General features: G+C 58.5%; 19 protein-coding genes. 9 read left to right on the top strand and 10 right to left on the bottom strand.

Annotated features, from left to right (window positions below; translation table 11 throughout):
* Positions 1 to 10: 10 nt before the first annotated feature.
* Positions 11 to 847, bottom strand: a complete 837-nt coding sequence (locus tag PXT33_RS10300; protein ID WP_242821961.1) for a bifunctional hydroxymethylpyrimidine kinase/phosphomethylpyrimidine kinase — start codon at positions 845 to 847, stop codon at positions 11 to 13.
* 183 nt (positions 848 to 1030) lie between these two features.
* On the opposite strand from PXT33_RS10300, the gene PXT33_RS10295 reads away from it, so the two are divergent.
* A complete protein-coding gene (locus PXT33_RS10295; protein ID WP_044954007.1) occupies positions 1031 to 1234 on the top strand; it encodes a hypothetical protein in 204 nt (67 codons plus the stop codon).
* A 53-nt stretch (positions 1235 to 1287) separates the two neighbouring features.
* On the opposite strand, the gene PXT33_RS10290 is transcribed toward PXT33_RS10295, so the two are convergent.
* From PXT33_RS10290 to PXT33_RS10270, 5 genes are all read right to left on the bottom strand, one after another.
* Positions 1288 to 1761 carry a pilin gene (locus tag PXT33_RS10290; protein ID WP_097775281.1) on the bottom strand — a complete coding sequence of 158 codons (474 nt, stop codon included), beginning with the start codon at positions 1759 to 1761 and terminating at the stop codon, positions 1288 to 1290.
* Positions 1762 to 1969: 208 nt separating this feature from the next.
* Positions 1970 to 3520 (bottom strand): 4Fe-4S dicluster domain-containing protein, encoded by a 1551-nt coding sequence (locus PXT33_RS10285; RefSeq protein WP_120080052.1) that lies wholly within the window; start codon positions 3518 to 3520, stop codon positions 1970 to 1972.
* Between the two features lie 249 nt (positions 3521 to 3769).
* Positions 3770 to 4528, bottom strand: coding sequence for a radical SAM protein (locus PXT33_RS10280; RefSeq protein WP_347070551.1), 759 nt, complete (start codon positions 4526 to 4528; stop codon positions 3770 to 3772).
* Positions 4429 to 5064 (bottom strand): hypothetical protein, encoded by a 636-nt coding sequence (locus PXT33_RS10275; RefSeq protein WP_347070313.1) that lies wholly within the window; start codon positions 5062 to 5064, stop codon positions 4429 to 4431. The genes PXT33_RS10280 and PXT33_RS10275 overlap by 100 nt, the downstream gene beginning before the upstream one ends.
* Before the next feature lie 177 nt (positions 5065 to 5241).
* Entirely contained in the window at positions 5242 to 5598 is a 357-nt protein-coding gene (locus PXT33_RS10270) for a twin-arginine translocation signal domain-containing protein (protein WP_005944271.1), read from the bottom strand.
* A gap of 214 nt (positions 5599 to 5812) precedes the next feature.
* Here PXT33_RS10270 and PXT33_RS10265 point away from each other — a divergent pair, with 214 nt between their 5' ends.
* From PXT33_RS10265 to plsY, 8 genes are all read left to right on the top strand, one after another.
* The gene (locus tag PXT33_RS10265) at positions 5813 to 7051 is read left to right on the top strand and encodes a D-alanyl-D-alanine carboxypeptidase family protein (RefSeq protein WP_332376477.1); all 1239 of its coding nucleotides are present in this window, start codon (positions 5813 to 5815) and stop codon (positions 7049 to 7051) included.
* 213 nt (positions 7052 to 7264) lie between these two features.
* Positions 7265 to 8596 carry a glucose-6-phosphate isomerase gene (locus tag PXT33_RS10260; protein ID WP_097775285.1) on the top strand — a complete coding sequence of 444 codons (1332 nt, stop codon included), beginning with the start codon at positions 7265 to 7267 and terminating at the stop codon, positions 8594 to 8596.
* A 51-nt stretch (positions 8597 to 8647) separates the two neighbouring features.
* Entirely contained in the window at positions 8648 to 9052 is a 405-nt protein-coding gene (locus PXT33_RS10255) for a hypothetical protein (protein WP_005944262.1), read from the top strand.
* A 141-nt stretch (positions 9053 to 9193) separates the two neighbouring features.
* Positions 9194 to 9694: a DUF177 domain-containing protein gene (locus tag PXT33_RS10250; RefSeq protein WP_097781644.1), complete on the top strand. Its 501-nt coding sequence runs from the start codon at positions 9194 to 9196 to the stop codon at positions 9692 to 9694.
* 26 nt (positions 9695 to 9720) lie between these two features.
* Positions 9721 to 9900, top strand: coding sequence for a 50S ribosomal protein L32 (rpmF, locus tag PXT33_RS10245; RefSeq protein ID WP_005920250.1), 180 nt, complete (start codon positions 9721 to 9723; stop codon positions 9898 to 9900).
* A gap of 99 nt (positions 9901 to 9999) precedes the next feature.
* The gene (locus PXT33_RS10240; protein ID WP_405002406.1) at positions 10000 to 11325 is read left to right on the top strand and encodes a DUF512 domain-containing protein; all 1326 of its coding nucleotides are present in this window, start codon (positions 10000 to 10002) and stop codon (positions 11323 to 11325) included.
* A gap of 156 nt (positions 11326 to 11481) precedes the next feature.
* A complete protein-coding gene (gene der / locus PXT33_RS10235; protein ID WP_005944256.1) occupies positions 11482 to 12825 on the top strand; it encodes a ribosome biogenesis GTPase Der in 1344 nt (447 codons plus the stop codon).
* A gap of 27 nt (positions 12826 to 12852) precedes the next feature.
* The gene (gene plsY / locus PXT33_RS10230; RefSeq protein WP_005944253.1) at positions 12853 to 13515 is read left to right on the top strand and encodes a glycerol-3-phosphate 1-O-acyltransferase PlsY; all 663 of its coding nucleotides are present in this window, start codon (positions 12853 to 12855) and stop codon (positions 13513 to 13515) included.
* Between the two features lie 66 nt (positions 13516 to 13581).
* Here plsY and PXT33_RS10225 read toward each other — a convergent pair whose 3' ends face one another.
* From PXT33_RS10225 to PXT33_RS10210, 4 genes are all read right to left on the bottom strand, one after another.
* Entirely contained in the window at positions 13582 to 14169 is a 588-nt protein-coding gene (locus PXT33_RS10225) for a transporter (protein ID WP_332376475.1), read from the bottom strand.
* Positions 14170 to 14253: 84 nt separating this feature from the next.
* Positions 14254 to 15255 (bottom strand): substrate-binding domain-containing protein, encoded by a 1002-nt coding sequence (locus tag PXT33_RS10220; RefSeq protein ID WP_097775289.1) that lies wholly within the window; start codon positions 15253 to 15255, stop codon positions 14254 to 14256.
* 20 nt (positions 15256 to 15275) lie between these two features.
* Positions 15276 to 16895, bottom strand: coding sequence for a DUF5046 domain-containing protein (locus tag PXT33_RS10215; protein ID WP_332376474.1), 1620 nt, complete (start codon positions 16893 to 16895; stop codon positions 15276 to 15278).
* Between the two features lie 141 nt (positions 16896 to 17036).
* A complete protein-coding gene (locus tag PXT33_RS10210) occupies positions 17037 to 18419 on the bottom strand; it encodes an MATE family efflux transporter (RefSeq protein ID WP_332376473.1) in 1383 nt (460 codons plus the stop codon).
* Positions 18420 to 18427 lie beyond the last annotated feature (8 nt).

Raw genomic sequence — 18427 nt, 5'->3', positions numbered from 1 at the left:
GTACCTCCCCTTATTCTGCCGAGCTTGCCGGGCACAGGCGCGGCAGAAGCGGCTCGAACCAGACCCCGTAGCGGGTATCCTGCGCGGCGGGCGTGCTCTGGATGGAAAGCGCCACGAACTCGGCAGCGTTGTCGGCGGCGGCACTCAGGGCGTTGCCCTGCAGCAGCGAGCCGATGAGCACCGCACCGTACAGGTCGCCGGTGCCGGGAAAGCTGCGGCTGATGTGCAGCTTTTTGATGAGGAAGCGGTCTTTTCCGCTGCCTGCACAGCCGATGTATTTGCCCAGCGGCAGGCCGGTGACGACAGCCCCGGGGGCCAGAGCGGTCAGCTCGTCAGCCAGAGCCTGTGCGGCTTCATCGGTGAGCAGCTCGGTCTGCGGCTGACGCTGCAGCAGGATCTGTGCCTCGGTGTAATTGGGCAGGATCAGATCGGCAGCACCGCACAGTGCACGGATGCGGTCGATCAAAGCAGGCGTTACGGTGGAGTAAGCCTTGCCGTTGTCGCCCATGACCGGGTCAACGATCTTTTTGGCTGCGGGCCAGAGGGCAAAGGCTTTTTCGGCCAGTGCCACCTGATCCTCACCGCCCAGATAGCCGGTATAGATGCAGTCAAACTCCACGCCGAGCGCATGGTAATGCTCCAGCGCCTGTTCGCCGTAGGCGCAGCCGTCCAGCCGTGCAGGTGTGCCAAGCCCGCCTGTGTGGGTGGAAAGCACCACCGTGGGCAGGGCTACCGGCTGCACGCCCATGACCGACAGCACCGGCAGGATCACTGCAAGGCTGCAGCGGCCCATGCCGGAAAGATCGTGGATGCAAAGGACTTTTTTGGGTTCAACAGGGTGTATCAAATAAGGAACCTCCTTACCAGTATGCGGAATGAGCAGTGCGCTTTTTAGCCGGGCACACCCGCCCATTAAAACATCGTAGAACAGTATACCACAAATTTCTGCATAAAAAAAGCGGATACCAGATAGTTTACAGGAAATAATAACGCCGGAGACCGGATCTTTTTCACCGAAAGGAGTTTTACTATGAAACATGAATCCACCAGTTCTTCCGGGATGCTGCTTGGCATGGCCGCGGGGGCGGCACTGGGTGCCGTGGGCGTGATGGCCGCCACCCAGAACCAGCGCCAGCTGCGCCGCACCACCCGCAAGGTGATGAAGGGTGCCGAGAACGCTGTGCTGCAGCTGGACAAAATGGTTGGCGACTTTGTGGAAAAGCACATGGAGTGATAAAAGCAAAGAACGGCGTTCCGGTGGGGAACGCCGTTCTTTGCTTGAAAAGCTTACTTGTTCCAGATGCACATGCGGGCCGCGGTGTTGATCTCGCCCAGCACGCTCAGATCCATCTGAATGTTGCAGGTAACGGTGAGTGCCTTGTTCACATCACTGCCGGTCAGCACCGAGGCGGGCATGTTCTTGATGGTGAGCACGCCGGTGCCCTTGGCAACATCGCCGGAGACGGTGCCGGTGTAGGTCACATCACCAATGGTCAGGCCGGACAGATAGCCGGTGACACCCATCTTGCTTACCTGCTGGATGGGCAAGGTGAGCGTGTAGGTGCCGTTGGACTGGCGGGTGAGGGTGACATCACGGCTGGCATCGATGCCGGTGTTGGCCATGGATTCCTTATCGGATCTTTCTTTCCAGAATTTAATGCCTACGTTCAGGCTGGAAGCAGCGCTTGCACCAAAGGTGAACATGCACAGCAGCAGCACTGAGAGCAGGGCGGCGCTTACGCGCTTATAAGTGTTCGTCATGAATGATCTGCCTTTCCTGCCACAGAGGCGGCGTTGAACAATTGCGGTAATACCGGTTTGTCAATGCTAAAATAGCATGGCTGTGCAAAATTGTCAATCCGCTTCGTGAAGCTTTCACAGAAATGTTGCACATTGATAAAATATGGTAGGCGAAGATGACGAAGAACCGCCCCTCCGGCAGGAGAAGCGGTTCTTGAAAAATCAGCGCTTAAAGTTCAAAGTCGGGGTCGTCCTTCAGCACATGGATCTCGCTCATAAAGGGGCTCTGCTCCGGGTCGGCGAAGGGAGCTTCTTTGACGTACTTGTTCAGCTGGATGGCCGTGCGTGCGGGGTCGGCAATGGTGCCTGCGCCGCCGATGCAGCCGCCCGGGCAGCCCATGCCTTCCAGCAGGTAGCCGTTGTACTTGCCGGCCTTGGCCAGCATGAGCAGCTTCTTGCATTCGGCAAGGCCCTGTGCGGATGCGATCTTGACATCCATATCCGGGTGCCATTCCTTGATCTTATCGGCAACAGCCTTGGCAACGCCGCCGGACTGTGCAAAGCCGCGGCCTGCTGCGGATGCAGCGTGCAGAGCTTCGGCCTCGTCCACTTCCAGCAGGCTGGTGTCCACATCCTTGGCCTCGATGATACCGGCCAGCTCTTCAAAGGTGAGCACGAAGTCCACATCGGAGCGGACGGTGCGGCGGGAAGCTTCCAGCTTCTTTGCGGCGCAGGGTCCAATGAAGCACATACGGGCCTCGGGGTCCTTCTGCTTCATCATGCGGGCGGTGAACACCATGGGGGTCATGGTCATGGAGATGTTCTTGGCAAGATCCGGGAAAGCGGTCTTTGCCATCATGCTCCATGCCGGGCAGCAGGAAGTTGCCATGAAGCTGAGCTTCTCGGGCACTTCCTCCAGGAAGTCGTGTGCTTCGTCCACGGTGCACAGGTCGGCACCAATGGCAACCTCCACCACATCGTAGAAGCCGACGGCCTTCAGGGCGGCCTTGAGCTTGCCGGTGGAAGCCAGACCCGGGAACTGGTTGATGAAGGCGGGAGCCACCAGCGCGTAGATGCGGTCGCCGCGGTTGAAGCCCTGGATCAGCTGATAGATCTGGCCCTTGTCGGCAATGGCACCGAAGGGGCAGTTGACCAGACACTGGCCGCAGGAAACGCACTTGCTGTAATCGATCTCGGCGCGGCCCAGCTCATCGGAGTGGATGGCACCCATGCCGCAGGCTGCAGCGCAGGGACGCTCGGTCTTGACGATGGCGTTGTAGGGGCACACGCCGACGCAGCGGCCGCACTTGATGCACTTGTCCTGATCGATGATGGAACGGCCACTCTCCCATGTGATGGCCTTCTTGGGGCACACTTCCATACAGGGGTGGGCAAGGCAGCCCTGACACAGGTCGGAGACCTTGACCAGCTTTTCCGGGCAGCGGTTGCAGGCAAACTTGATCACGTTCACCAGCGGGGGATCATAATACTTATCGGCGATGGAAGCATCCTCCAGACCGGAGACGACGCTGTTGTGCTCGTCCATGCGGCGGGTGGGCAGGCCCATGGCCAGACGCACGCGCTCCTCAACGATGGCGCGCTCCAGGAAGATGTCCTTGCGCAGCTTGCCTTCCTCGCCGGGGATGATGGTGTAGGGGATCTTGCGCATCAGGTGGTTGGCCTGCTCGCCCTTGACGTTGGCGTAAGCCATGCGTGCCACCTCGGTGAACACCTGACGGCGGATCTGGATGACCGTGGTATTGATTCCTCTGAAACTCATTCCAATTCTCTCCTTGCTTTGCTAAAAACAAACGGGCTGCACCCGGCTGCCGACAGCGTTCTGTCGCGCAGGGCGGGCGCATTACAGGGCACATTGGTAACGCACTGCTGCAAACAGCGCTGTGCCCGGGATGATCCACCTTCATTTTAGCATAAAGCGTGCCGTATGAAAAGGGATAAAACGCAAAATTTGTTAAAAATTTGTTGTATTCGTCCTCGTGTACAGAATCAACAGTTTAAGCGCGTAAACTCAGCAAAGTGCTGCACGGACGCGCTCGCCGTCGTACTCGCCCAAGCGTACATGCACGATCTGCCCGCTTTCGTGGCCGGGGGCGGACACCACCACCGGAATGTACAGCCGGGTGTAGCCGGTGAACAGCGTGCCGGAAAGCGGGGTCTCCAGCAGCACATCGTCCTCGGTGCCCACATAGGCGGCCAGCACTTCGCGGCGCACCTCCTCGGCGATGCCGTTCATCACGCGGCTGCGCTCCTGCTTTTCCCGCTCGTGCACCTGCTCCGGGAAGTCGTAGGCCGGGGTGCCGCTGCGGCGGGAGTAGGGGAACACATGCACCTTGAGAAAGCCGATCTTTTTCAAAAATTCGCAGCTCTCTTCAAAATCGGCCTGCGTCTCGCCGGGAAAGCCGCAGATGCAGTCGGTGGTAAAGCTGACCGGGCGCTCCCCGTAGGCGGCGCGCAGCTGGTCCACCACCTGTGCATACTGCTCGGCGGTGTACACGCGGCGCATCCGGCGCAGGGTGGCAGTGCAACCGCTCTGCAGGCTCAGGTGGAACTGCGGGCAGAGCTTTTCCACGGCGGCAAGGCGGGTGATGAACTCCGGCGTGAGCATATCCGGGTCCAGACTACCCAGACGGATGCGCTGGATGCCCTCCACCTGAGCACAGTGCTCCACTAGCTCCACAAGGTTGGTGCCGGTATCCAGACCATAGCTGGGCAGGGAGATGGCACTGAGCACCACCTCGCGGTAGCCGGAAGCCGCCAGCTGGCGCAGCTCGGCAAGGATGCTGGCTTCGTCGCGGCTGCGCACCGGGCCGCGGGCCCGGGGATGACACAGTAGGCGCACTGACGGTTGCAGCCGTCCTCTACCTTGATAAAGGCACGGGTGTGGGTCTCGAACCGCTCCACGGGCAGCTCTTCAAATTTTTCGCCGCGCTGGTGGGGCGTGATGGCCACAATGCGCTCATGGCCGTCCAGCAGCTTGAGAACGTTATCTAAAATGGCCTTGCGGTCGCCGTTGCCGCACACAAGGTCGGCCTCGGTGAACTGGGCGGCTTCCTCCGGGAAAGCCTGCGGGTAGCAGCCGGTAAGCACCGTGACCGCGCCGGGGTTCTCGCGCTTTTTGCGGCGCAGCCACTTGCGGCTTTTCTGGTCGCCAAAGTTGGTCACGGTGCAGCTGTTCACCACAAAAACATCCGCAGGCTCGTTCTCCTGCGCAATGGTAAAGCCGTTGGCGCGGAACATCTGTTCCAGCGCGCCGGTCTCATTCAGGTTGACCTTGCAGCCAAGGGTATAAAAACAAACTCGCATGAGGGGGTATCCTTTCGACAAAAAACGGGGTGGTGTTTGCATTGCTCTTTATTATATATCACAGCGGCGGTGCGGCGCAAGACCGGATGCACAGCAGCAGGCACTTTTTTGCTGGAAAGCGGGCAAAACAAAAAGAGACGGGCAAACGCCCGTCTCTCAAAGAGAACTTTAGAAAAATTATTTAGTGGACTTAACGGTGACTTCCAGATACTTGTACTCTTTACCAGTCTCTGCGTCCTTAGCGGTCTTATACTCGGCCTTTTCCACAGCGAAGCCGGAGAGACCATTAGCGGCCAGATTGGTCATCAGGAAGCTGTTCAGATAAGCGCCGTTTGCATCAGCAGGCCATACGACCAGCTTCTTTTTGTTCAGCTCTGCAACAGCAGCCTGGAACTCCTTGGTAGAATCCTTAGCGGCGACTACCTTGATAGGAGTGGTGGAGAAAGCACCACAGCCGGTGAACATGGAAGCACCTGCAGCAGCAACAACGGTCAGACCAGCCATCTTCAGGAAAGAACGACGAGACAGAATCATAATAGTATCCTCCTAAAAAATAATTCCACAAATGAAGCAATACAGCCTTTTTGGGCCATCTCCAATTTACACTATAAGGTGGGCAAAAGTCAAACCCTTTTGTAGAAAAAGACAAAATAAAAAATGCAGGCTGCGGTGCGGGCGCAGGATATTCTAAACAAAAAGGCCCCTGCATACTCTCTCAGCAAGAGACATTGCGCAGGGAGGGACCGAAATGGAGCGGAAAAACTTGGCGCTTTTGTGTGCAGGGGTGGTGTGCTTCTGGCTGTTTGCGCTGGCCTTTGGCACGGCGCAGGGCAATGGGCTGCGGCAGCAAAACCCGGCGGTGCAGGCGGCTGCAGACCAGACCCAGCCGGTGCAGCCCGCGGCGGCACAGCCTGCCTTGGAGCTGCCCTGCCGCGCCGCCTGCCTGATCGATCAGCAGACGGGCACTATATTATATGAAAAGAACGCCGACCAGCAGATGCCCATTGCATCCATTACCAAGGTAATGACCCTGCTGCTCACCTTTGAAGCCGTGCACGACGGCCGCATTGCCATGGACACGCTGGTGCCGGTAAGTGAACACGCCTACCACATGGGCGGCAGTCAGATCTGGCTGGAGCCGGGGGAGCAGTTCACGCTGGACGAGATGATCAAAGCCATTTGTGTGTCCTCTGCCAATGATGCCGCTGTGGCTGTGGCAGAGCTGGTGGGAGGCAGCGAGCCGGGCTTTGTGCAGATGATGAACGCCCGCGCAGCAGAACTGGGCATGGTGAACACCACCTTCCACAATGCCTGCGGGCTGGACACCGAAGGGCATCTTTCCACCGCCCACGATGTTGCCATCATGAGCCGCGAGATTTTGAACACCTGCCCGGAGGTGCTGCACTATACCGGCATCTGGACGGACACCCTGCGCGGCGGTGCCACCCAGCTGGTGAACACCAACAAGCTGCTCAAGCGCTACAACGGCATCACCGGCCTGAAAACCGGCACCACCAGCGGCGCGGGCGTGTGCATCAGCGCCAGCGCCACCCGCGACGGGCTGGACCTGATCGCCGTGGTGCTGGGGTCGCTCTCCAGCTCGGAGCGGTTCACAGCGGCCACCACCCTGCTGGACTATGGCTTTGCGGCCTACGCCGCCGTGCCGCTGCCCGCCATGGAGGATCGGCCTCTTCTTATAAAAGTAAAGGGCAGTGCAGAGGAAAGCGTACCGCTGGACTACACCGCTCTGCCCGAAACGCTGCTGATGCCCAAGGAAAACGCCGCCGCCCTCACCGCGCAGCTGGATCTGCCGCAGGAGCTGGAAGCACCGGTGCAGCTGGGCCAGACCGTTGGCACGGTGCGCATCCTGAGCGGGGAGACCCAACTGGGCGAGTACGAGGTGCGCACCGCTGCCGATGCTGAAAAAATGGACTTTGGCACCGCATTCGGCCTGTTGTGGGACGCTTTGACCGGCTGCGAAAGCTGAATGCACGCTTCAGCGTACAAAAGCGCGCTGCGGTAAGCTGCGTGGAACTGTCTGTGTGAACAATTCTGGATGAAGAAACAAAAAAACACTATTAAAATTGTATGAAATCCAAGGATTTTGACCTTGACTTTGCCCGGAGGGAACGGTACACTTATACCAAGATATTTCCTCGCAGGGCAAAGGCCCGGCAAATCGTTTGGAGGTTATAATAAAATGAGCGTCGCACTGAACACAAAACACCTCTCCAGCTTTATCAGCGAAGAGGAATATGCAGCCATCTATCCGCAGGTGGAAGCTGCCCATAACCAGCTGGAAGCAAAGTCCGGCCCGGGCAATGATTTCCTCGGCTGGATGTATCTGCCCCGTGATTATGATAAGGAAGAGTTCGCCCGCATCAAGGAAGCCGCCGCAAAGATCCGCGAGGATTCCGATGTGCTGGTGGTGGCCGGCATTGGCGGCAGCTATCTGGGCGCACGCGCTGTCATCGAGGCCGTCAAGGGCCAGTTCCACAATGAGCTGGAAAATGGCCCCAAGATCTACTTCTGCGGCAACAGCATCAGCCCCACCTACCTGAATAACATCATCAGCCTGTGCAAGGGCAAGCGCTTCTCCATCAACGTCATTTCCAAGTCCGGCACTACCACCGAGACTTCTCTGGCATTCCGCGTGCTGCGTGAGCTGCTGGAAAAGGAGATGGGCGTGGAAGAAGCCAACAAGCGCATCTACGCCACCACCGACCGTGCCAAGGGCACCCTGAAGCAGCTGGCCGACGCACAGGGCTGGCCCACCTTCGTGGTCCCCGACGACGTGGGCGGCCGCTACTCCGTGCTGAGCGCTGTGGGCCTGCTGCCCATTGCTGCTGCCGGTATCAGCATCGACGACCTGATGAAGGGCGCTGCCGATTCCATGGAGCGCTTCTCCGTTCTGAGCAAGGACAACGACGCTTACAAGTATGCTGCCATCCGCAACATCCTGTACCGCAAGGGCAAGAGCGTTGAAATTCTGGAGTGCTACGAGCCGGACTTCGCCCTGATGAACGAGTGGTACAAGCAGCTGTTCGGCGAGAGCGAGGGCAAGGACAACAAGGGCCTGTTCCCCGCAAGCTGCATCTTCTCCACCGATCTGCACTCCATGGGTCAGTTCATTCAGGAAGGCTCCCGCACCATGTTCGAGACCATCGTGGACGTGAAGAAGCCTGCACAGGATCTGTTCATCGACCCGCTGGAAGGCAACTTTGACGGCCTGAACTTCCTGGCAAACCAGAACATGAGCGTTGTCAACCGCAAGGCCATGGAGGGTACCATTTTGGCACACACCGACGGCGGCGTGCCCGAAGTGCTGATCGAGGTGGACGACCTGACCGCTTACAATGTGGGCTACCTGATCTACTTCTTCTGGCGTGCATGTGCCTGCAGCGGTTATCTGCTCAGCGTCAATCCCTTCAATCAGCCGGGCGTTGAGAGCTATAAAAAGAATATGTTTGCTCTGCTGGGCAAGCCGGGCTACGAAGGCCTGACCGCCGAGCTGGAAGCAAAGCTGAAGTAAATAAAAATGATCTCCCGCCGCAAGGCGTGGAAAATACAGGAGGACTGAACTATGATTAAACTGATTGTTGGTACCAAGGGCTCCGGCAAGACCAAGGCTATGATCGACCAGATCAATGATGCGGTCAAGACCTCCAAGGGCAACGTGGTCGTCGTTGAAAAGGGCATGAAGCTCACCTACGACATCGCTCCTGCTGCACGTCTGATCGACCTGGACGAGTACAAGATCTCCGGCGGCGAAATGCTGTACGGCTTTGTTGCCGGCCTGATGGCAAGCAACTACGATATCACCGACCTGTACATTGACGGCATCCTGAAGGTGCTGGATCATGACATCAACCGTCTGGGCGTTGTGCTGGACGAGATGGCAGCCATTGCAGGCGACAGCGTGAAGGTGACTGTTACCGTCAGCGCTGACGAGGCTGCACTGCCCCACGATGTGAAGAAGTACCTGTAATTCCGGAAAATCGGGATCTGAACCACTTTGAACAGGCAGAGAACCGGGAAATTTAAATTTTTTCGGTTTTCTGCCTGTTTTGGTGTTGACAAAGGGCTGCGTTGGCGCTATACTAACAAAGCAGCCTTTTAGAGGTGTACTATGCAATTTGACCTGAGAAAGTTTATCGCCACCGGCAGACAACCCTATCATGCAGAGTTTCAGTGTGATTTATCTGCACATGATTATGCCGGGGCAAGGATCCCGCAGCCGGTCACCGCTGTTTTTGAAGCGGAGACGGACGGCGACGAGGTCCGGATGACACTGCGGGCAAACGCATCGGTGCACGGAGAGTGCGCCCGCTGTCTGGACCCGGTCATTCGGGAGGAGACGGTCGATACGGAGTGGACGGTAAAGGAACGGGATCTGGATGACCCGGATTTTGACCTTCCGCTGGACGAAAAAGGACATCTGGATGTAGATGAATGGCTCAATCAGGAGTTTATGTTCCAGATCCCCACGGTGCTGCTTTGCAGTGCCGACTGTGCCGGGCTTTGCCCCGTGTGCGGCAAAAAGAAGGCGGAATGCACCTGCCAGCCGGCAGAGCATGCCGAAGCTCCCGTAGACACAAGGCTCGCAATCCTTAAATCACTGCTGAACTGATAAACCCATCAAGGAGGTGCAAAAATATGGCAGTACCTAAGAGACATCTTTCCAAGGCCCGCCGCGACAAGCGTCGCAGCAATGTTTGGAAGCTGGAGGCCCCCGCACTGGTCAAGTGCAGCAACTGCGGCTCTCTGAAGCTCCCCCACCAGGCATGTGGCAACTGCGGTTACTACAAGGGCGAGGAAGTCATCAAGAAGGCCTAATTTGCGCGTAATTGGTGGCATAATGGTGTTATGTACAGAAGGGGAGGGCGCATGCCTTCCCCTTCTTGTTCTGTCTGAAAGGAGGTGGATGCGGTGGCAATGAAGATCGCACGGGTGGAACCCGGCAGCGAAGCGGAAGTGCTGGGCCTTGGCCCGGGTGACGAGCTTTTGAGCGTGGACGAAAACGAGCTGAACGACAGTCTGGACTACGATTTCTACACTGACAGCAAAAGCTTCCACCTGAAAGCAAGGGTGGCAGACGGCATCCGCGAGTGGGATGTGCAGCGCACGGAGCGCGGTCCCTTTGGATGCGATTTCCAGACCTATCTGGGCGATCAGAAGCACTCCTGCTCCAACCACTGCATGTTCTGCTTCATCGACCAGCTGCCCCCCGGTATGCGCGAGAGTCTTTACTTCAAGGACGATGACGAGCGGCTTTCCTTTTTGTTCGGCAACTATATCACCATGACGAACATGCAGGACCACGAGATCGACCGCATCATCAAGATGCACATTTCGCCCATCAACATTTCAGTGCACACCACGAACCCGCAGCTCCGTGTGCGGATGCTGGCCAACAAGCGCGGCGGCGAGGTGCTCAAGTATCTGCCCCGTCTGGTGGAGGGCGGCATCGCCGTCAACTGTCAGCTGGTGCTGTGCCGCGGCATCAACGACGGCGACGAGCTGCGCCGTACCCTCTCCGACCTTTTGGAGCTGACCCCTATGGTGCAGAGCATCGCTGCGGTGCCCTGCGGTGTGACGGACTACCGCGAGAAGCTGTTCAAGCAGACACCGTATGATGCAAAGACCAGCGCCGAAGTCATCGACATCATGGAAGAATTCGGCGATGAGTGCAAGCGCCGCCACGGCAAGCGCATCATTTATCCCAGTGATGAATGGTACCTCAAGGCAGGCAGGCCCATCCCGCCGGAAGAGTTCTACGAGGACTTCGACCAGCTGGAAAACGGCGTGGGCATGATGCGCCTGTATGCCTCGGAATTTCTGGCGGAGCTGGAAAAGCCCCACCGCATCTACGGCACCAAAAAGATGGACGTGGTCACGGGCGAAATGGCTTCGCCGCTCATCCACCAGATGATGGCTGAGTTGCACCGCCAGTACCCCATGATCGAGGTGACGGTGCACACCATCAAGAACAAATTCTTCGGCGGCAATGTGGGTGTGGCCGGGCTTGTAACGGCGACCGATATCATTGCTCAGTGCGAGGGCAAGCTGACCAGCGGCACGCTGGGCGTGCCCGCCGTGATGCTGCGGGAGGAAAAAGACACCTTTCTGGACGACATCACCACCGACCAGCTGGCCCAGCGCCTTGGCGTGAAGGTGGAGGTGTTGCCGACCTCTGGCGGCGACGAAGCCCGCGCCCTGCTGCGTAGCGGCCTGCACATTGCAAGGAGAAGAAGAGCATAAAAGAAAACCCTCTCCGTCATCGCTGCGCGATGCCACCTCTCCCGAAGGGCGAGGTTTTATGCATCTTTCGGCAGAAGTGATAAAAGCTCCCCCTTTCGGGGGAGCTGGCGCGGCGTAAGCCGTGCCTGAGAGGGTTGTAAGAAAGGAGGAACCCCTATGAGCAAACCGATCGTAGCAGTGGTGGGCCGCCCCAACGTGGGCAAATCCACCCTGTTCAACAAGCTGTGCGGTCAGCGCCTTGCCATTGTGGAGGACACGCCGGGCATTACCCGTGACCGCATTTTTGCCAACTGCGAGTGGAACGGCCATGACTTCCTGCTGGTGGACACCGGCGGTATTGAGCCCAAGGCTACCGAGGGCATTCTGGCCCACATGCGGGAGCAGGCCCAGATCGCCATTGACACTGCAGACTGCATCATCATGGTGGTGGACGTGCGCGACGGCCTGACCGCCGCGGACGAGGATGTGGCCCACATGCTGCGCCGCAGCCACAAGCCCATCATTCTGGCCGTGAACAAGTGCGACAAGGTGGGCGATGCCCCCATGGAGATGTACGAGTTCTACAACCTCGGCTTTGACGAGGTGATGCCCATTTCGTCCGTGCACGGCCACGGCACCGGCGACCTGCTGGACGCTGTGTGCGCCCATCTGGACTTCAGCGAGACGGTGGTGGAAGAGGACCGCATCCCGGTTGCCATCATCGGCCGCCCGAATGTGGGCAAGTCCAGCCTGACCAACCGCATTCTGGGCGAGAACCGCATGATCGTGGCAAACGAGGCGGGCACCACCCGTGATGCCATTGACACCCCGGTGGACAACGCTTATGGCAAGTTCATCTTTACCGATACCGCCGGTCTGCGCAAGCGCAGCAACATCACCGACGGTCTGGAGCGTTATATGGTAGTGCGCGCACTGGCCGCTGTGGAGCGCAGCCGTGTGGCGCTGATCCTTGTGGATGCCACCGTCGGTTTTACCGAGCAGGACAGCAAGGTGGCCGGTTATGCCCACGATCAGGGCAAGGCGTGCATCATCGTCGTCAACAAGTGGGACGCGGTGGAAGGCAAGGAGACCAACACCATGGAGCTGCAGCGCCGCGATTATGCCGAGTGCTTCAGCTTTATGGGCTATGCTCCTATCATCTTCATCTCGGCTCAGACCGGCTACAACGTGAACAAGCTCATGCAGCTGATCCGCGATGTGGACAGCCAGAACGGTGCCCGCGTGCCCACCGGCGTGCTGAACGAGATGCTGGCCCGCGCCACAGCCCGGATGCAGCCGCCCAGCGACAAGGGCCGCCGCCTGAAGATCTTCTATCTGACTCAGGCATCCACCCGCCCGCCCACGTTCGTGGCCTTTGTGAATTCGAAGCAGCTGTTCCATTTCAGCTACCAGCGGTATCTGATCAACCAGATCCGCGAGAACTTTGGTCTGGAACACACTCCCATCCGTCTGGTGATCCGCGAGCGCGGCTCCGGCGAAGTGGGCGCAAAGGACGTGTAAGCGCCCGCAAAGGAGGCATCCGTTTCTATGATGAAAGCGATCCTGATTGCCGCAGCCACCATCCTGCAGGCGTACCTGCTGGGCAGTGTGGATACCGGCATCCTCGTCAGCAAATTCGTATATCATGACGACGTGCGCAATCATGGCAGCGGTGCGGCCGGCATGACCAACATGCTGCGCACCTTTGGCAAGAAGGCTGCCGCCATGACCGCGACAGGCGATGTGCTCAAGGGCGTGCTGGCCGTGTGCATCGGCCGGTGGCTGTTCCACATGCTGCCCGCCGATGCCGGCGTTTCGCCGTATCTGGGTGTCTATCTGGCCGCCATCTTTGCAGTGCTGGGCCATCTGTACCCGCTGTACTTCGGGTTCAAAGGCGGCAAGGGCGTGCTGGTGGCAGCTGGTGCCATTCTGGCCATCCAGCCGGTGCTGCTGCCGTTTCTGGCCATTATCTTTCTGGTGTGCCTGATCCCCACCGGCATGGTGTCGCTGGGCAGCGTGGCCATGGCAGCACTCTACCCGGTGCTGACCATCATTTACGGTTCCCTGCAGGGCTATGCCGCCGGTGATATGCTGGTGTGCGCCATTGGCTCCGGCTTTATGTCCGGCATGGTGATCTATATGCACCGCGCCAATATCCAGCGCATCCGTGAGGGCAAAGAGTACCGCTTCGGAAAGCACAATAAAAAATAAAAGCATTATAAAATGCCCCGCAGCCTGCTGGTTTTCCGGCAGTGCTGCGGGGCATTTTTGTTTATGTTATTTTGGTTCCGGGGCGGCCTGCTCAAAATCGTACTCGTCAAAAGTCTCTTCTTCGGAAGGAATGGCCTCGGCCGCCTCGGCCTTGGCGCGCTCCTTCAGGCGGGAGAGAAACGCATCGGCGGGGATGCCGCTCTGGCGAGGTGAAAGATCCGGTGCCGGGTGGCCATCCGGCAGGTGGGCACCAAAGGCCGGCACAAAGAAGAACTTGCGCACAATAAAAATCAGGGCGATGGCTCCCACGCTGAGCAGGTTTTCTACTGCCGAGTCATGGCCCACTACCAGATGACGGGCAATGGCGTAGAGCAGCACTTCCAGACTGCTGCCGGGGCTGTGCTTGGCCAGCATTTTGATGAACTCGATGCCGATCACGATGTCAAGGCTCCGCTCCAGAAAAATGCGGATCTCCACTTCGTTGCCGTCAAACAGCAGGCCGGGCATCCACTTGATGAGCGGCACAGCGCTGAGCAGCAGGCCGATGAGCACAAGGCCGGAGAGCAAAATTTCCAGCAGACTGGACGCCTGAATGATGCGGTTGCGCAGCTGGGTGCGCCAGCGGCTTTCCACATGGGAGGAGGAATTGTCCATATTGAGCCTTCCTTTGCAAAAAAGTTTCAACATTCATGTGTAATATTGTAACAGAAATGCAGAAAGCTGTCAATTGCTAGAAGATCAGACGGCACTGTTCGCTGCAGTGGCGGGTGCCACCGCTACATAGCCGGATTTTTTGATGCAGTCCTGTCCGGCGGCGGTATCCAGCCAGTCGTAAAGCTGGCGTTCCGGGCTGTCGGCGGCAGCGTCCGCATGGAGAACGGCATAGAACTCGTTGCACAGCGGGTAGCTTTCGCTGGCGATGGTGTCGTTGGAAGGGGTCACGCCGTCCACGGCCAGCAGACGCAGGCCGGGCTGGGAGTACATCTGGTCGATGTAGTAGTAGACCGAGAAGCCGATGGCATTGGCGCTGTTGTTGTAGGCGGCGATGCTATCCACCAGCTCACCCATGGCAGCGGGAGCCAGCTCGGTGGGCGGGTCCATCAGTTCGCCGCCCTGAATGAGCAGCTTGCGGAACAGGGTCTGGCTGCCGGAGTCTTCGCCCCGCTGGAAGGGCACGATGGCAAGATCCTCGCCGCCCACTTCTTTCCAGTTGGTGATCTTACCGGCATAGATATCCTTCAGCTGCTGCCGGGTCAGGCTCTTGACCGGATTGTTCTCGTTCACGATGAACACCAGTGCGTCCCGGCCAATGGGTTTCTGTTCCAGCTGGGCGTTTGCTTCTTTCAGCTCTTCCTTTACGTAGTCCGGCGCTTCGTAGACCACCAGCATCCTGGCAGTGTACTCCTCATCCGGGTACAGGCCGAAGTTTTCCCACGCATAGGCCGTGGTGCTGACCGAAATGCCGCTCTGGGCTACTTCCAGATCGATGCCGGTGGTATCGGCCATCATCTGGGCCATCAGCGGGATGCAGGCAGTGCTGCCATCCAGCTTGGGAAAATCTTCCACGGTAAACAGCCCGATGGGTTCAAGCTCGCTCACGGAAGAAGCGGGTGCTTCCGGCGAGGTGGAAGCGCTGCTGGCGGGGGTGTCATCCCCCTTGCAGGCAGTGAGAATGCCTGCGGCAGAGCAGGCGGCAAGGCCAAGCAGAAAGCTGCGGCGGGAAATTTTAGCATTTTTCATAAGGCGTTCCTCCTATTGGGTCAGTAGCCCATTTCATCGTCGGCGTTGATGGAAGAGAAGATGCTTTGGCAGTAAAGCCATTTGCCGTTCGTATCCATCCAGCCGTAGTAAAAACCGCGTTTTGCAACGAACACGTGTTCTGGCAGCTGGTTCAGGCTGTTGTCGTAGTAGCTGTAGCAGCTGCCAAGGCCATAGAACACAATGTTGCCGTTTTCATCCAGCACGTCACACATTGAGCCGTTGCTGCTGGGCGCATTGGCGTTGCCACAGTACAGCGGCCTGCCCTCCGGTGTGGTGATGAGATAGTTCAGGGCATAATACTTGTCCTGCAGATGGGTCAGGTCGGAGACAAGGCCCTCGGGGCCGTACACGCGGGTGGCGGTGGTCTCAAAGTTATCGTTATCCCGCAGCTCCAGCCAGACGTAGCCGTCACCCTTGTTATCCATCATCACGCTTTGCTGGCCCTCCACTGGCTCCACGGTGGTATCGGTGATCAAATCGCCGGTTTCGGTGTTGAACACCTTCAACCGTCCGTCCTCATAGTAAAGGGCGATGGTGTCGCTCATGACGCTGGAAGCGTACAGCGGTGTCACCTCACCGGTAACAAGGTCGTGCAGATCATAGCCGAAGTCGCCGCTCGTGCGCCATGTGACCACATAGCCCGGGAAATAGCTGCTGGGCTGGTCGTCGAAGGTGCCAATGAGGGTGCGGTCCACGGTGGCGAGATCCCGCAGCTCGTAGCGGCCATCGCTGGTCTCGAAGCAGGCGGTGCCGCTGCCGCATACCTGTCGGAAGCCGGTGAAGCCTTCGCCGGTGGCGGGGTTATAGAGCGTTTCGTCCGTTGGCTCGCCGCTGGCGTGGCAGGTGTCCAGCTCCACCCAGTCGGTCAGAACGTCCGGTGCATAGGAAAGGCTCAGGGCAGTAGTGGCATCTGCGCCGTAAGTCTGTGTACCGTCCTTCGTCTGTATAATGACCCAGCTGTGCAGGGCGGGTTCATCGTCCCATGCGTCCTCGGCAAGGTCTGCTGGGCGGGCATAGCAGGTGAACACCAGCCTGTCCCCGCACACGATGCAGCGGTATGCGCCATCCGGCACGGGCAGACGTTCGCCGGTGGAAAGGTCGATCACCTGACAGGTGCCGTAATCGTCGTAGCCGTTTTCGTAGCTGCCGTTCACGGCGTGGGCTTCCTGCAGCACCAGCAGACCGTTCTGCATGGAGGCGTTCTGCTCCCCCTCAAAGGTCATGACTTCATTGCCGTCTTTGTCAAACAGGCCGCTGCGCCGTCCGCAATAAGCGTCCGGGTCGGCCCAGGTGCGGAACCAGTAGTTGGTCTCACCGGTCACGGTGTCCTGCAGAAGGTTCACGTTCTCGCTGCGGAAGGACTGGTACAGCACCTTGCTGCCGCAGAGCACCGTGCAGCTGTTGCCGGAACTGTCGTAACCGTAAAGAATCCGCAGCCGGCCGTCGTCCAGCCGGGAGCTGTCGTAAAGCGGATCCCCGTGTGCATCGGTGGGCACTGAGGAAGCAGGAGCCGCAGGCTTGCCGGAAGCGGGCGGCAGCACGCTGCAGCTGCAGCCAAGGGTAAGGCACAGGGCAGCGCATACAGCAGCGCTGCCTATGCGGCAAACGTTACGCTTCATAAAGATCACTCCTTACAGTATGGAAAGGAACAAAGTTTAAAAGAAAGCCGGAAAGGTTTTCCAGTTCAATTATAATACGAAACAGCCGCGCATTCCATTGCAGGAAAACACGGCTGTTGATTACAATTTTATGACAGACGTTCAGGACTGTGCTTTGGCTTTTTCAGCATCGTCCATCCGGTCCAGCTGCTTGAGGAAGGCCAGCAGGAACGGCAGGGAAACAATAAAGGTGAGCGCATCCGCAATGGGCTGGCAGATCTCTACGCCTACAAGGCCGAAAGTGCGGGGCAGAATGAGGATGAGCGGAATGAAGAACACGCCCTGACGGCAACAGGCCAGAAAGGTGGCGCGCCCGGCTTTGCCCACGCTCTGGAAGGTCATGTTTGCCACCACAATGACCGGCTGCAGCAGAATGGCAAGGCACTGATAGTGGAAGGCGGGCAGCGCCACGGCGGTAACTTCCGGGTCGTCGCGGAACAGGCGGATGAGGGCATCGCTGTTGACCCAGCACAGGCTCACCAGCACCACCAGCATACAAAAGGCTGCACCCATGGTAAAAACTGCAGCTTTTTGCACCCGGCGGAATTTGCGCGCACCGTAGTTGAACGCGGCCACCGGCTGCAGGCCCTGCCCAACGCCAATGGCTACCGAGATGATGAACATGAAAATGCGGGAAACGATGCTCATGCCGGCCACAGCGGCATCGCCGTAGCTGCGGGCGGCAATGTTCAGCAGCATGCCGCCGATGCTCTGCAGGCCCTGACGGCCAAAGCTGGGCGCGCCGCCCACCAGGATCATGCCGAACTCCCGCGCTTCACGGGTGACGGCAGCAATACGGAACTGACTGACGGTTTTGCCCCGCAGGAACATGGACAGCAGGATACAGAAGCTGATGCTTTGGCTGAGAGCCGTAGCAATGCCTGCACCGGCGGTGCCAAGGCCCAAGCCGAACATAAAGATGGGGTCCAGCACAATGTTCAGCACGCCGCCGGTCACAAGGCCGATCATGGCAAAGTTCGCCTTGCCCTCATAGCGCAGGATGTTGTTCATCACAAGGCTGGAGATCATAAGCGGGGCTGCAATGAGGATGGGCCGTGCATAAGCGCAGGCGTGGGGCAGAATGGTCTCGGTGCTGCCCAGCAGCATCATGAAGCTGGGCAGAGTGGCAAGGCCCACAACGGCCAGCACCACGCCAACGGCCAGAGCAGTAAAAAAGCTGGTGGAAGCAAAACGGGTGGCGGCCTCAGTGTTCCGGCTGCCAAGGCTGCGGCTGATGATGGTGCCGGAGCCGTGGCCCAGTGTAAAGCCAAGCGCCTGAATAATGGCCATCAGGCTGGAAACAATGCCCACCGCACCGGAAGCGCTGGTGGAGATCTGGCCCACAAAAAAGGTATCGGCCAAGTTGTAGATGCTGGTGATGAGCATACTTAAAATGGTAGGGACGGCAAGACCGAGGATCAGCTTTGGAATGGGTGTCTCGGTCATTTTTTTGTATTGCTGAATGTTGAGTTCGTCTGCTGACATGAAAGAAC

It is taken from the genome of Faecalibacterium taiwanense, from assembly GCF_036632915.2.
GTDB lineage: Bacteria > Bacillota > Clostridia > Oscillospirales > Ruminococcaceae > Faecalibacterium > Faecalibacterium taiwanense.
Note: the sequence above shows the minus strand (reverse complement) of the source record. Positions and strands in the feature narration are given on the sequence as shown.